Below are 16,473 nucleotides of genomic sequence, written 5' to 3' on the forward strand. Positions count from 1 at the left end.
CCTTGTTAAACAGTCATCTATTAAACCTTACTTACAAAAACCTGACATAGATCTCATCAAGCCAAAAAATAGAGTATAAACACTAAAAAACAATTCATACCCATTAAATATCAATAAGTTAAATACAATAAAAATACAAAAATTAAAAACACACTCGATTCATCTGGTCTGAACAGATCATAGTGGCCGCTGGGAGCATTGTATCAACTACTCACCTCGGGTAGCCTGCTCAACCATTAAACAAATTCACACGTTTTTTTTGCGGATACCTGCTTTGCACAAAAGCAGTACTTTGGACAGGATTTTAATGGACATGACCCTCACATTCGAATGCCCTCTTCGCGCATGAAACACGTTCTCAACTCCAGCAAGTCAATGTACTTCGCACACCCTATTTCAGTTAGGTGGCCTACTTTTGGCAACCTTACTCTTCAGCTGCGTTTGCCCAAGTCTGTTTCAGATTTATTTTCGATCCATTTAGAAACGCAGCCTCAAAACACGACATCGCCCTCAGTGATTTCAAGTGGAGACTCATAATGAGCCAACCCGAAAAAAATACACCGGAATCAGTCGACGACACTCGACTCAATAAACGCCTTAAAGATATGCCAGTTGCTATCGTTGGTATGGCAAGCATGTTTGCGAACTCCCGTTACTTAAATAAGTTCTGGGATTTGATCAGTGAAAAGATCGATGCAATTACCGAAGTACCAGATACGCACTGGCGTCCAGAAGATTACTACGATGCAGATCGTACTACGCCAGACAAGTCTTATTGTAAGCGCGGTGGTTTCATCCCTGAAGTGGACTTCAACCCAATGGAGTTCGGCCTTCCGCCAAATATCCTAGAACTGACTGATACATCACAGCTGCTTTCTCTGATCGTTGCAAAAGAAGTGCTTGAAGATGCCAAGCTGCCTGAAGGCTACGATCGCGATAAGATCGGTATTACGCTCGGTGTTGGTGGTGGTCAAAAGATCGCTCAAAGCCTAAATGCTCGTCTGCAATACCCTGTTTTGAAAAAAGTCTTCAAGAGCAGTGGCATCAACGACGAAGACAGCGAAATGCTGATCAAAAAATTCCAAGACCAATACATCCACTGGGAAGAGAACTCCTTCCCTGGTTCGTTGGGTAACGTAATTTCAGGTCGTATAGCTAACCGCTTTGACCTAGGTGGCATCAACTGTGTGGTAGACGCGGCATGTGCAGGTTCTCTAGCCGCAATGCGCATGGCTCTTAGTGAGCTGGTTGAAGGCCGCAGTGAAATGATGATCACAGGTGGTGTGTGTACTGATAACTCGCCAACCATGTACATGAGCTTCTCTAAAACACCTGCATTTACCACCAATGAAACCATTCAACCTTTCGACATCGACTCAAAAGGCATGATGATTGGTGAAGGTATTGGCATGGTTGCTCTTAAGCGTCTTGAAGATGCTGAACGCGACGGCGACAGAATCTACTCAGTAATTAAAGGTGTGGGTTCTTCTTCGGACGGTAAGTTCAAGAGTATTTACGCACCTCGCCCTGAAGGACAAGCAAAAGCACTAAAACGTGCTTACGATGATGCTGGTTTTGCACCGCACACGCTTGGCCTATTAGAAGCGCACGGTACAGGTACAGCAGCGGGTGATGTGGCCGAATTCGGTGGTCTAAATTCGGTATTTAGTGAGAACAACGAAGAGAAGCAACACATTGCGTTAGGCTCTGTGAAATCTCAAATTGGTCACACTAAATCAACCGCGGGTACTGCAGGTTTAATCAAAGCTGCTTTAGCACTGCACCACAAAGTACTGCCGCCAACGATCAACGTATCAGCTCCGAATCCTAAGTTGGATATCGAGAACTCACCGTTCTACCTAAACACACAAACACGTCCTTGGATGAAACGTGTCGACGGCACACCGCGCCGTGCAGGCATCAGCTCGTTTGGATTTGGTGGCACGAACTTCCATGTGGTATTGGAAGAGTACACACCAGAACACGCTCGCGGTGACAAATACCGTCAACGCCAAGTACCGCAAACTCTGTTATTCAGCGCGGAATCTCGTCAAGCACTGATCAATGAGCTCAAGCAGGTTTCAACTCAAGCTGCAGACGCTGCGTTCAAACTGGAAACGCTTGCTGAGCAACACGCTCTACGTGAAGTTAACGCGAACCATGCTCGTATTGGTTTAGTCGTGACTGACCAAGCAGACCTTCAAGCGCAACTGACTCAAGCGGTTTCTATGCTTGAGAGCCAAACCAAAGCGCATTGGCAGATGCCAAACGGTACTAGCTACCGTGAGTCGGCACTGATTGCTGGCAACGGCGCAGGTAAAGTGGCAGCGCTATTTGCAGGTCAAGGTTCGCAATATCTCAACATGGGTCGCGAGCTTGCTTGTCATTACCCTGAAATGCGCCAACAGCTTGCTCAAGCGGATCAAGTATTTGGTCAGCACAAGAAAACGGCTTTGTCGCAAATTCTATTCCCAATTCCAACTTTCACACCAGAAGCAACCAAAGCTCAAGAAGCTGTGTTAACCAACACCGCCAATGCGCAAAGTGCGATTGGTACTGTGTCTATGGGTCAGTTCGACATCATGACTCAAGCTGGGTTCAAAGCCGACATGGTCGCAGGCCACAGCTTTGGTGAGTTAAGTGCACTATGTGCATCAGGTGTTATCTCGCAAGACGATTACTACCAGCTAGCTTTCGCTCGTGGCGATGCGATGGCGGCGACACCAGAACAAGGCGACAGCGGTACTATGTTTGCGGTCATCCTAGACGCAGACAAGCTTCCAGCCGTTGAAAGCTGCATCAGCCAATTCGAAGGCGTGAGCATTGCCAACTACAACGCTCCGACTCAACTGGTTATTGCAGGTCCAACTGCGACGGTTCAACAAGCAGCACAAGCGCTGACAGAACAGGGCTTCAAAGCAATTGCTCTGCCAGTATCTGGCGCTTTCCACACACCACTTGTTGCTCACGCTCAGAAACCATTTGCTGCTGCAATTGATAAAGCTTCATTCAGCGCTCCAACGCTGCCGCTTTACTCAAACGCAACGGGCAAACTGCACAGCAAAGATGCTAAAGCGATCAAGAAAGCATTCAAGCAACACATGCTGCAATCGGTTCGTTTCAGCGAGCAAATTGAAGCGATGTATGAAGCCGGTGCGCGTGTATTCGTTGAGTTCGGTCCGAAGAACATTCTTCAAAAGCTGGTTGAGAAAACATTGGCTGATAAGAACGAAGAGCTTTACGCAATCAGCATCAACCCAAGCCCTAAAGGCGACAGTGACCAACAGCTTCGTTTAGCTGCGGTTCAACTGTGCGTGGCAGGTGTTTCATTAGACAACATTGACCCTTACCAAGCTGACATTGCTGAACCTGCAAAGGCATCACCAATGAACATCAAGCTGAATGCAACCAACTACATCAGCCCTGCTACTCGTAAGAAAATGGATCAATCACTGGCTTCGGGCAACGTCACCGAAAAAACTGAGATTGTTGAAGTGAAAGTTGAAGTCGAGAAAATCGTGGAAAAAGAAGTGATCAAAACAGAAATCGTTGAAGTACATGTGCCTGCTCCTCAAGCTTCAAATGTACAACAATCAGTTGCAGCACCAAGTGTACAAGTAGCAACAGCAACAGCAACAGCAACTCAGCAGCCTCAAGTGGCGCAACCTGCACCAGCGACTATTCAACCAACAGCTTCAGTAACGGTTGATGAGTCTTCACTGCAATCATTCTTCAATGCTCAACAACAAGCAGCAGAAGTACATCAGCAGTTCCTTGCGATTCCTCAGCAATACGGTGACACGTTCAACACCCTAATGTCTGAGCAAGCGAAAATGGCAACAGCAGGCGTAGCAATTCCTGAGAACCTACAGCGTTCTATGGAGATGTTCCACCAGCACCAAGCTGAAACGCTAAAAGCTCACGCTCATTACCTAGAAATGCAAGCGCACAGCAACAACTCAGCACTTAATATGCTGACGCAAGGTTCAGTACAAACGGCACAACCAACCTTCGTTGCTTCTGTAAATGCTCAGCCAGCGATTCAAGCTCCAGCTACTCCAACTACTACTCCAGCAGCTATCGTTCAACAGCCTGTAGCTCAAGTACAGTCTGCTCCTGTACAAGCTCAGTCTGTTCAAGCAGCACCGGTTCAAAATACAACAGCTCAGAAAGCTCCAGTACATAAAGCAGCTCCTGCACCGCAAGTAGCGGCTCAAGCGGCAGCGCCTGTTGCAGCCCAACCTGTACCAGTTAAAGCGCAACCAGCTCCTGTAGCTGCACCAGTAGCAGTACAATCAGCAGATGCTGAAAAAGTGATGCTAGAAGTGGTCGCTGAGAAAACGGGTTACCCAACGGAAATGCTTGATCTAGAAATGGACATGGAAGCAGACCTTGGTATCGACTCAATCAAACGCGTAGAGATCCTTGGTACCGTTCAAGACGAAATGCCGAACCTACCTGAGCTGAACCCTGAAGATTTAGCTGAGTGTCGTACTCTTGGTGAAATCGTTACCTACATGAACAGCAAGATGCCTTCTGGAGTTTCAATTAATGAAGCTGCACCAGTTCAAGCAGCTGCTGTAGCTAATGGCCTTGATGCAAAAGTCGTTCAACAAACCATGCTAGAAGTGGTTGCTGAGAAGACAGGTTACCCAACGGAAATGCTTGATCTAGAAATGGATATGGAAGCAGACCTTGGTATCGATTCAATCAAGCGTGTTGAGATCCTTGGTACGGTTCAAGATGAACTGCCTACTCTTCCAGAGCTAAACCCTGAAGATTTAGCTGAGTGTCGTACTCTTGGCGAAATCGTTGCTTACATGAACAGCAAGCTTCCGGCTTCTGCTCCCGTGTCTTCACAAGCACCAGTAGTTGCTCCGGCAACAGCTAGCAATGGTCTAGATGCGGCTGTCGTTCAAAAAACCATGTTAGAAGTAGTAGCAGAGAAAACGGGCTACCCGACTGAAATGCTAGACCTAGCAATGGACATGGAAGCTGACCTTGGTATCGATTCAATCAAGCGTGTTGAAATTCTAGGTACGGTTCAAGACGAGCTACCGACTCTTCCAGAGCTAAACCCTGAAGACTTAGCTGAATGTCGCACTCTAGGCGAAATTGTTGACTACATGAACAGTAAGCTTCCAGCTTCTGCTCCAGTAGCAGCTCAAGCATCTGCACCAGCGCAAGCAGTATCAAACGGTTTAAACGCAGAACAAGTTCAAAGCACAATGCTGAGCGTAGTGGCTGATAAAACAGGCTACCCAACAGAAATGCTCGACCTAGCAATGGACATGGAAGCAGACCTTGGCATCGACTCAATCAAACGTGTTGAGATCCTTGGAACAGTTCAAGACCAGCTACCAACATTGCCAGAGCTGAACCCTGAAGATTTGGCTGAGTGTCGTACTCTGGGTGAAATCGTTGACTACATGAATAGTAAGCTAGGCGCTACTGCTACTACGAGTACAGAAGTCGCTGCAGCAACTGTAGAAAGCGCGAGCAACGACCTAAACCCTGCTCACGTTCAATCAACAATGATGGAAGTGGTTGCCGACAAAACAGGCTACCCAGCAGAAATGCTCGACCTAGCGATGGACATGGAAGCAGACCTTGGCATCGACTCAATCAAACGTGTTGAGATCCTGGGTACGGTTCAAGACCAGCTACCAACACTGCCAGAGCTAAACCCTGAAGACTTAGCTGAGTGTCGTACGCTTGGTGAAATCGTTACTTACATGCAAAGCAAGCTATCCGCAGCAGCACCCGTAGCGACTCCTAAAGCTGAATCAGTAACGCCTATCGCAGAAACAGCGACAGCGGAACTTCCTCCACACAATGAGGTAGCGCTAAAAAAGCTACCAGCGGCAGATAAACTCGTCGATTGTTTCTCAAAAGACGCTTGTGTCGTGATCACAGATGATGGTCACAACGCCGGTGTTCTAGCAGAAAAGTTGACCGCTAACGGCATTCAAGTTGCTGTAGTGCGTAGTGCTCTTTCTGCCGCGTCACCTTTAAACAGTGAAATCGCAAGCTACACACTCAACAGCGTCGATGATGCTGGTGTGACTGCAGTTATTAACGACATCGAAGCAGACCTTAAAACGTCGAACAAAGTGATTGCTGGCTTCATTCACCTACAAGCTATCGTTGATGCTAAACAAAGCAACGAGCAAGCGGTTAACTTGAATGCAGACTCAAGAGCTTCACTGACGACAGCGTTCTTATTCGCCAAGCACCTAAATGGTCAGCTGAATACCGTTTCTGGTCGCAGCGTGTTTTTCACACTAAGCCGTATCGATGGTGGCTTTGGTTACCTAGATACTAAGCAATTAGAGAACGCAGAACTTAACCAAGCGGCGCTGTCTGGTCTAACTAAGACACTGAGCCATGAATGGTCAAACGTATTCTGCCGTGCATTGGATGCTGACGCTTCTATTGATGCTCGTCACCTAGCTGAAGCTATCACAGGTGAACTGTTCGATATCGATACCAACACGGTTGAAATCGGCCTTAGCCATGCGGAAAACGGCGAATCTGGTCGTGCAACATTGATTGCGGCAACACCAGGTGCTGCACAAACCAAAAACGCAGGCGCTCAACTAACCAAGAGCGACAAAGTTCTCGTAACTGGCGGTGCTAAAGGCGTGACGTTTGAATGTGCACTGACGCTTGCTAAGCAATGTAAGTCTCACTTCATTCTTGCAGGTCGTAGTAAGCATATTACTTCAGCTGAGCTACCTCAGTGGGCACAAGGCAAGCAAGAGAAAGAGCTAAAACCAGCGGCTATCGCTCACCTACAAGCAACAGGTGACAAACCAACGCCGAAGAAAGTAGATACCTTGCTAAAACCGGTATTGAGCAGCCTTGAAATCAACGCAGCACTTGCCGCTTTCAACGAGATTGGCGCGAGCGCTGAATACCTAAGCCTAGATGTGTCGAACCATGAGTCAGTAGCGAAAACGCTGGCAAACTTCGAAGGCATCACGGGTCTTATCCACGGTGCAGGCGTACTGGCTGACAAGCACATTCAAGATAAAACGCTTGATGAACTGAACATGGTTTACGGCACGAAAGTGGGCGGACTAGAAGCGGTTCTTAGTGGTCTTGATAGCAGCAAGCTAAAACTGATTGCGATGTTCTCTTCGGCGGCGGGTTTCTACGGAAACACAGGCCAAAGTGACTACTCAATGTCTAACGAGATCCTGAACAAAGCGGCTCTACAGCTGTCTGCTCGCAACCCTCAAGCTAAAGTGATGAGCTTCAATTGGGGACCGTGGGACGGTGGCATGGTCAACGCAGCACTGAAACGCATGTTTACAGAGCGTGGTGTGTACGTGATTCCTCTTCAGGCGGGTGCAGAGCTATTTAGTTCTCAACTACTGAACGAAACTGGCATTCAATTGCTGGTTGGTACGAGCATGCAAGGTTCTGACAACAAGGAAGCTGCTGTAAAAAAGCTTAATGCGGAGTCTGTGCATCTTGCAAAGAGTCCGCTGAATACAAGCATCACTGTGACACGTCATCTTGATCCAAAGGCATTGCCTTTCATTCAAGATCACTGCATTGCCGGTAACCCAGTGTTACCGACAGTGTGTGCCATCCAATGGATGCGTGAAGTAGCAGAGCAACTGTTAGGGGTGAACGTTAGCGTTCACAACTACAAACTGCTTAAGGGTGTGATTTTTGATACTGATGAAGTGCAAGAGCTGAAACTGGTTCTTTCTTCTGATGCTAAATCAAAAGATCAGCTAAAAGCAGTAATCAGTTGCCAAGGGCGACCACAGTATCAAGCTCAGTTGCAAGTTGCCTCTGTGCAAGTATCTGAAGATGTTCAACAAGCGTCAGAAAAGCGCTTTGAAACCAACATTTCAGCACCACTGACAACGGCACAAGCTCTATACAGTGACGGCACTCTGTTTCATGGACCAAGATTGCAAGGTATTACCTCAGTTGAACGCTTTGACGACTTAGGCTTATTGGCTCAATGCCAGTTGCCTCAGATTGAAAACAGCGACTGCGGATCATTTATTCCTAAGCAAGGCTTTGGCGATAGCCAACCATTTGCTGAAGATTATCTGTTACAAGCCATGCTGGTATGGGCTCGATTGAAATACGGCGCGGCAAGCCTACCGTCTGCAATCGGTGAGTTTGTTTGTTACGCACCGATGCACAATGGTGACCAAGGTTGGCTAGAATTGAGCGTGATAAAAAGCACGGCTCGTTCACTGCAAGCTGACATCTCGCTTTACCACCAAGATGGTCGTTTAAGTGCGGTAATGAAAGGTGCAAAAGTGACAATCAGCAAGAGCTTAAATGACGCATTTTTGCCGAAATCTGGCTCAGCCGTATCGAAGAAAGAGTCGACTAAAAACGCAGAAAAGGAGCAATTGTCATAGTGACTGTTCCTACTAATAAAGCGATGCCATTGCGCATCGCTCTTTTAGCTCAGCCAGCAAACGCGGCTGAGCTTTCTGCCGACTTATTCCCCTCGTTCCCAGACATGATAACTGTTGTGGTTGATGGCAATTTTAATCAAGCACTTGCTCAAGCGATTGAGGCCGTCAATCAAGGCGGTGTCGTTAAGCTCTGCTTAGGATCTCACTCACATTCCTTAGTGATGGTGAGTGCGTTGACCGCTGCTCAAAACAAGATTCATCCACACGCCTATCTAGCGGGTTTTGCAGATACAGCTACCGGAGATAGCATTCAGCTAGCTCTGGATATTGCACGCCGCCTCGCTTCAGACTTAAACCATCAACAACAATACTCTGCCCTATCTGCTTCGCAGCAGTTTGGTCAATTGTTGAATATGGTGAATGCAATATCGAGCCGTTCATTGCCGAGCGATTCATTACCGAGCCATTCATTACCTAACAATTACTGGTTTACTGAGCCGAACAAAGCACGTGTTGCTGCGTTAACTTTCAATGACGATAGCCAAAAAGCCACCAGCCTGATATTGACTCAAGCGACCGGTTTGCAAGAACCAAAACCATTGCTATCGAGCGAGCGCTTGATGTTTGTGGTTTCTGGCAATGACCAAGCTGAATTAGTTTCTCAGCTAGCCTCACTAAGAGCAGAGCTTAAATGCGTTAGTGATTCATCGGACAGCGAACTTGCTATCGCCACTTTGATGCATTCAAACTTAAGTCACTTCCAAAGCGCTCAACACACTGTTGACCTTAGTGCGAACATCGTGATTCAGGCCGCTTCAATTGAGGCTGCACTACAAGAGATCACTGCGCTAGAAAATGCGTTGCCAAAAGTAATGGCTGACAATAGCCAATACAAAACGCCTGCGGGCAGTTGTTTCTCACCTATGCCTCAGAGCAAAGGTGGCGTTGCATTTGTTTACCCTGGTGTTGGCACGGTTTATCCCGGTATGTTGCGTGAATTTCACCACCATTTCCCACAGTTATTTGCTCGTTTAGAACGTGAAGGTAACTTGAAAGAGATGCTGCAGGCTGACAAAACCTACGCTGAAGACGCGCAAGAAATGTCGCTTAGTGAATTGGCAATTGCAGGTGTCGGCAGTAGTTATCTGTTAACACAACTGCTATGTGATGAATTCAAAGTGCAGCCAGATTTCGCCTTGGGTTACTCCAAGGGTGAAGCCTCCATGTGGGCCAGCTTAAATGTTTGGAAGAACCCGCATGCGCTGATTGAGATGACTCAAACTAGCCCTATTTTCACCACGGCTATTTCTGGCGAACTCACCGCAGTACGTCAAGATTGGCAGCTGAACAGCGACGAAAGCATCCAATGGAATAGCTTTGTGGTTCGCAGTGATGCACAAGCGATTGAGGTTCTGTTACCAGAGTTCCCACGCGCTTATCTCGCTATCATCCAAGGTGACACTTGCGTACTGGCCGGTTGTGAAAGCACTTGTCGTGCACTACTCAAGAAACTGGGTAAACGTGGCATTGCCGCGAATCGTGTTACTGCAATGCACACCACGCCAGCGTTGAGCCAGCATAGCCAAGTGCAGGAGTTTTACACTCAACCACTGTTCGACGAGTTGCCAAAGCATATCCGCTTTATCAGCGCTGCAGGCCTACCGACTGGCACGCCAATCAATATCGACAGTGACAGCATCGCCCTTTCGATTGCCGACACTTTCTGTTCGACGCTGGATTTCACCGCGTTGATCCAGAGTGCGCGTCAACAAGGTGCTCGTCTGTTTGTCGAAGTAGGTGCCGATCGTCAAACCAGCACATTGATCGACAAGATCAATCGTAGCGACAACGTAGCCGACCAGTACTGCACAATTGCTTCCAATGCCAAGGGTGGCGACGATGTTGTCACGCTCATCAAATGCATTGGTCAGCTCATTACTCATCAAATTCCACTGTCTGTCGAGCCTCTTATTCAAGGGCTAGAACAACAGATCACCGCAGCTAAGCAATTAAGCGGTGTGTCTCAAGGCAGCGCAGTGAATCATCAAGGAGAGCTAGTATGAGTTCTCAATCGAAGTCATCTCAATATCAAGCTCAGGCTCAAGTTCAGAACAAACAGCAAGTGAAGTGCAATAAGATCGCGATTGTCGGTATTGCTAACCAATACCCAGAAGCTGATACGCCAAAAGACTTTTGGCAAAACTTGCTGAATAAAAAAGATTCTCGAACCACATTAAGCGCTGAAAAGTTAGGTGCTAAACCTGAAAGCTATCAGGGCGTTCAAGGTGAGTCAGACCGCTTTTACTGTGACAAAGGCGGCTACATCGAAAACTTCAATTTCGATAGCAATGGCTACCGCTTAACAGCAGAATCATTTAACGGCGTAGATCAAAGCTTCCTATGGGCTTTGGATACCAGTCGTAAGGCGTTAGTCGACGCAGGCATTAATTTAAATGCCGATGTTTTAGAGCGCACAGGCGTGATCATGGGTGCCCTTTCGTTCCCAACCACACGTTCAAACGACCTGTTTCTGCCGATGTATCACTCGGTGGTCGAGAAAGCACTTAAAGATAAATTGGCTAATGACCAGTTTTCACTGCTACCAACCAATGAAACCGCGCAAGACCTCAACCCTATCAATGGTGCTGCAGCACATAATGCCTCTAAGTTAGTGGCTGATGCATTGGGTCTAGGCAACGTGCAACTTAGCCTAGATGCAGCATGTGCAAGTTCAGTGTATTCATTGAAGTTAGCGTGTGATTACTTGAATACAGGCAAAGCCGACATGATGTTGGCAGGCGCGGTATCCGGTGCTGACCCATTCTTTATCAACATGGGTTTTTCCATTTTCCACGCTTACCCTGACCACGGTGTGTCGGTTCCGTTTGATAGCAACAGTAAAGGTCTATTTGCTGGCGAAGGTGCCGGTGTTTTAGTCCTAAAACGCTTAGCTGATGCAGAGCGTGATGGCGACAACATTTACGCAGTCGTCAGCGGTATTGGCTTGTCGAACGATGGCCGTGGCCAGTTCGTATTAAGCCCAAATAGCAAAGGACAAGTACAAGCCTTTGAACGCGCTTACGAGGCATCAAACCTAACACCAGACAGCATTGAGGTGATTGAGTGTCACGCAACCGGCACACCATTAGGTGACAAGGTTGAGTTAACCTCAATGGAGCGTTTCTTTGCTGACAAATTGAATGGTTCTAACCCGCCATTGATTGGCTCTGCGAAGTCCAACCTCGGTCACTTGCTGACTGCGGCAGGTATGCCAGGGATCATGAAGATGATCTTCGCGATGAAAGAAGGTGTGCTTCCTCCAAGTATTAATTTGGACAAGCCACTATCGTCACCAGAGGGTTTATTTGGCTCACAAACTCTGCCAACGCAGGTTCAACCTTGGCCAAGTAAAGCGGGCAACTCAGAGCGCTGTGCGGGTGTTTCTGTATTTGGTTTCGGTGGTTGTAACGCTCACTTATTGCTTGAAGCGTATTCAGACACCAGTCATGTAAACCAGACCTTAGAGTCAGCGTCTCCAAGCCTACAGCCGTCTAATTTAAGCATTACTGGCCTCGCGTCTCACTTCGGTTCTCTGCAAAGCATCAATGAGCTAAGCACTGCGATTGAGACCAACAACGATGCTTTCATTGCTTTGCCTAAGAAACGCTGGAAAGGCTTAGACCAACATCCGGAACTACTGAATCAGTTTGGTTTACACGGTATTCCAAACGGAGCGTATATCGATCAATTCGATCTCGACTTCCTGCGCTTTAAAGTGCCGCCTAATGAAGATGATCGTTTGATCTCTCAGCAGTTGCTACTGATGAAAGTTGCGGACGAAGCCATCAAAGATGCCAAGCTTGTTGCAGGCCAAAAGGTTGCGGTTTTAGTCGCGATGGAAACTGAGCTTGAGATGCACCAATTCCGTGGACGCGTAAACCTGCATAGCCAATTGGCTGACAGCTTTACCAACATGGGTATCGAACTAACTCAAGACGAATACCAAGCGCTAGAAACCATCGCGATGGACAGTGTGATGGACGCAGCCAAGCTGAACCAATACACCAGTTTCATCGGCAATATCATGGCTTCGCGTATCTCTTCATTGTGGGACTTTAACGGCCCAGCGTTTACGATTTCAGCAGCTGAACAGTCGGTTGCTCGTTGTATCGATGTCGCGCAAAACCTAATGTCGCAAGAATCCATGGACGCAGTCGTGATTGCAGCCGTTGACTTAAGCGGCAGTGCCGAACATGTGATTCTGAAGAACAGCGCCAGCCCAGTGTCACTTGCTCCAAAATTCGGACAACCGCAAGACGGCAGTTGGAATGTGGGTGAAGGCGCAGGTGCAATTGTTCTTGTTGAAGAAAACCGAGTAGCGAGCGACCAAGACACGGCTTATGGCAGTATCAACGCATTGGCCTTTGGCTCAAGCGAGCGTAACAACGCCGTTGTTGATGAGTTACTGACTCAAGTCGGTATGAGCTCGAACGATGTTTCTCTGCTTGAGCTTAACCATGCACCAGAGTCTTCATCACACGAGCTTGTACCTCTCAACTTAGGGGTTACCAAGACGACTCAAGCAAGCCAACGTGTAGGTCACTGCTCCGCAGCTTCTGGCATGGCAAGCCTGCTACACGGTCTGCTCAACCTGAATCTTGAGTCTCTAAATCCAAATATCAGCTCTAAGAGCGCGATTGTTGCCAACATCAGCGAAGGACAATGTTCACAGCTGCTACTAAGCCAATCGAGTATTGAATCTCAATCACTATCGGTTCGTTTAAGCAGTGAACTGGCGAGTGATGCTAAACGTCAATTGGTTAAGCAAGTGACTCTTGGTGGTCGCGATATCTATCAACATATTGCCCAAACCCCAGTGACTAACTTAGCAACGATTCAACAGAAAGCTTCTGGTAAACAAGCAGCAAGAGTGGCGTCGGTTCCAACGACAGCAAACATCAAAGCAGCCCTTGCGCAAAAAGAGTTAGAGAAGAACGCATTAGCGCAGAACGCGGTAGAGCAAGTAATCAAAACTCCTACATCAGTATCCCCTACTTTGGCGCCAACTCGCCACAGTCAGCTAACAGGTAACCACAGCAATATGACACATGTCCTATCCGCTAAAAATGGCGTATCGAATATCGACGCTAATACGGATGCAGCATCACAGCCGTCTGTAACACCACACAACCAAGCTTTTGCTCAAAACCAGCAAGCAGCGCAGCAAGTACACAAAGCATTCCTGCACACTCGCGCCCAAGGCATGCAAATGGCTGATGCGCTATTAAAAGCACAGCTAAACGCAGTGACATCTGGTTTAGATAGCAATGCCCTTTTTCAACAAACGAATGGTCAACAAACGATTGGTCAGCAAACATTAGCTCAGCCTGTTCAAGCTCAGCCGGCTCAGGTTCAGTCAATGCCAGTCAACGTACTTGCGACGCCTGCACCAGTGAAGCCCGTTCGTAAACCATGTATCTGGGATTACGATGATTTGGTTGAATACGCTGAAGGCGACATCGCCAACGTATTTGGCCCTGATTACGCGATCATCGATAGCTACTCGCGCCGCGTTCGCTTACCAACCACCGACTACCTATTGGTATCTCGTGTTACTAAGCTCAACGCGACAGTGAACGAGTACAAGCCAAGCACAATGACCACAGAGTACGACATCCCAGTTGATGCGCCGTATCTTGTTGATGGTCAGATCCCTTGGGCAGTGGCGGTAGAGTCTGGTCAATGTGACTTAATGCTGATCAGCTACTTAGGCATTGATTTTGAAAACAAAGGTGAGCGCGTTTACCGCCTGCTGGATTGTACGCTGACTTTCCTTGGCGACTTGCCTCGTGGTGGCGATACGCTGCGTTACGATATCTCAATCAACAACTTTGCTCGCAATGGCGACACGCTGCTGTTCTTCTTCTCGTACGAATGTTTCGTTGGCGACAAGATGATCCTGAAAATGGATAACGGTTGTGCGGGCTTCTTCACTGATGAAGAGCTAGCAGATGGCAAAGGTGTGATTCACACTGAAGATGAAATCAAGGCTCGTAAGCTTGCAACTAAGCAACGCTTCGACCCTATGTTGCACTGCCCTAAAACGCAGTTTAACCACCAAGAATTACGTCATCTACTGACTGCCAACATTGCAGAGTGCTTTGGCCCGACTCATCAATCCAATAGCCACCAGCCTTCTCTATGCTTCAGCTCAGAGAAGTTCATGATGATCGAAAAGGTTAGCCGTGTTGAACCGCAAGGCGGCACATGGGGACTTGGTCTGATTGAAGGTCATAAGCAGCTAGAGCCTGAGCACTGGTATTTCCCTTGTCACTTCAAAGATGACTCAGTAATGGCTGGTTCTTTGATGGCAGAAGGTTGTGGTCAACTGCTTCAATTCTTCATGATGCATCTTGGCATGCACACGCTTGTTCAAAATGGTCGTTTCCAACCGCTTGAAAATGCCCCTCAACAAGTGCGTTGTCGTGGTCAAGTTCTACCACAATCGGCAGAACTGACTTACCGCATGGAAGTAACTGAGATTGGTCTAAGCCCTCGCCCATACGCGAAAGCTAACATCGATATTTTGCTGAACGGCAAAGTGATTGTTGATTTCCAAAACTTGGGTGTGATGATCAAAGAAGACGACGAATGTACTCGTTACCTGCCTTCTTTAGAGACAACTGAAACCGTCAATCCAACGCTAAATGAAACGGTTATCACAACACCTGCGTTGCAGAATGAAGTTCAGCACATCGCTCAAACACCAGCGGTTAACCAACAGGCTTCAGTTAATGCGCCCTTAATGGCTCAAATTGAAGACCTAGCAACAGCGCCAAACAAAGGTGTCGTTCCACTTCAACACGTTGAAGCTCCGGTAACGCCTGATTACCCGAACCGCACGCCAGACACAGTTCCGTTCACGCCTTATCACATGTTCGAGTTCGCAACGGGTGATATCGAGAAATGTTTCGGCCCTGATTTCTCTATCTACCGTGGAATGATTCCACCACGTACTCCGTGTGGCGACTTGCAGCTAACCACTCGTGTGGTTGAGATCGACGGTAAGCGTGGCGACTTCAAGAAGCCTTCATCATGTATCGCAGAGTACGAAGTACCAGAAAACGCGTGGTACTTTGATGAAAACAGCCACCAGACCCTAATGCCTTACTCGGTATTGATGGAGATTTCACTGCAGCCAAACGGCTTTATCTCTGGCTACATGGGCACCACGCTTGGCTTCCCAGGTGAAGAACTGTTTTTCCGTAACCTAGACGGCAGCGGCAAAATGCTGCGCAATGTCGATTTACGTGGCAAAACCATCACCAACGATTCTCGTCTGCTTTCAACGGTAATGATGGGTACCAACATCGTACAGAGCTTCAGCTTTGAGCTAAGCACTGACGGTGTGCCTTTCTACCAAGGTACGGCAGTATTTGGTTATTTCAAAGGCGCGGCACTGAAAGACCAATTAGGTTTGGACAACGGTAAAGTGACTCACGCATGGCACGTTGATAACAATCGCACGCCAGACGTAAACATCAACTTGCTAGACAAAACGAGTCGTTACTTTAATGCACCTGTTTCTGCTACTGGTGAAGTGCAAGAGCACTACCAACTGGCTGGCGGTCGTTTGAACTTCATCGATACAGTGCAGATCACTAGCGATGGTGGTAAAGACGGTCTGGGTTACCTATACGCTGAGCGTACGATTGACCCAAGTGATTGGTTCTTCCAGTTCCACTTCCATCAAGATCCGGTAATGCCAGGTTCTCTAGGTGTCGAAGCGATCATCGAACTGATGCAAACCTATGCACTAAACAAAGACCTTGGCGCTGGCTTCCGCAATCCGAAGTTTGGTCAAATCCAATCTGAAGTGAAATGGAAATACCGTGGTCAGATTAACCCTCTGAACAAACAGATGTCTTTGGATGTACACATCACTGCGATTAAAGACGAAGACGGCAAGCGCATCATCGTTGGCGACGCAAACCTGAGCAAAGATGGTCTGCGTATTTACGAAGTGAAAGACATCGCAATTTGTATCGAAGAAGCATAAGCCTGACACGGGACTAGG

3 protein-coding genes are annotated in these 16,473 nt (G+C 47.7%); all 3 read left to right on the plus strand.

Going from position 1 to position 16,473, the window contains the following annotated elements:
* Positions 1-536: 536 nt before the first annotated feature.
* From L3V33_RS15490 to L3V33_RS15500, 3 genes are read left to right on the plus strand one after another with little or no spacing between them, the layout of a single operon-like run.
* Positions 537-8,396: a type I polyketide synthase gene (locus tag L3V33_RS15490; RefSeq protein ID WP_237290770.1), complete on the plus strand. Its 7,860-nt coding sequence runs from the start codon at positions 537-539 to the stop codon at positions 8,394-8,396.
* Positions 8,396-10,459 (plus strand): PfaB family protein, encoded by a 2,064-nt coding sequence (locus L3V33_RS15495; protein WP_237290771.1) that lies wholly within the window; start codon positions 8,396-8,398, stop codon positions 10,457-10,459. The genes L3V33_RS15490 and L3V33_RS15495 overlap by 1 nt, the downstream gene beginning before the upstream one ends.
* Positions 10,456-16,455 carry a beta-ketoacyl synthase N-terminal-like domain-containing protein gene (locus L3V33_RS15500; protein ID WP_237290772.1) on the plus strand — a complete coding sequence of 2,000 codons (6,000 nt, stop codon included), beginning with the start codon at positions 10,456-10,458 and terminating at the stop codon, positions 16,453-16,455. Before L3V33_RS15495 ends, L3V33_RS15500 begins: the two co-directional genes overlap by 4 nt.
* The last annotated feature ends 18 nt before the right edge of the window (positions 16,456-16,473 follow it).

It is taken from the genome of Vibrio sp. A2-1 (assembly GCF_021728355.1).
Classification (GTDB): Bacteria; Pseudomonadota; Gammaproteobacteria; order Enterobacterales; family Vibrionaceae; genus Vibrio; species Vibrio splendidus_K.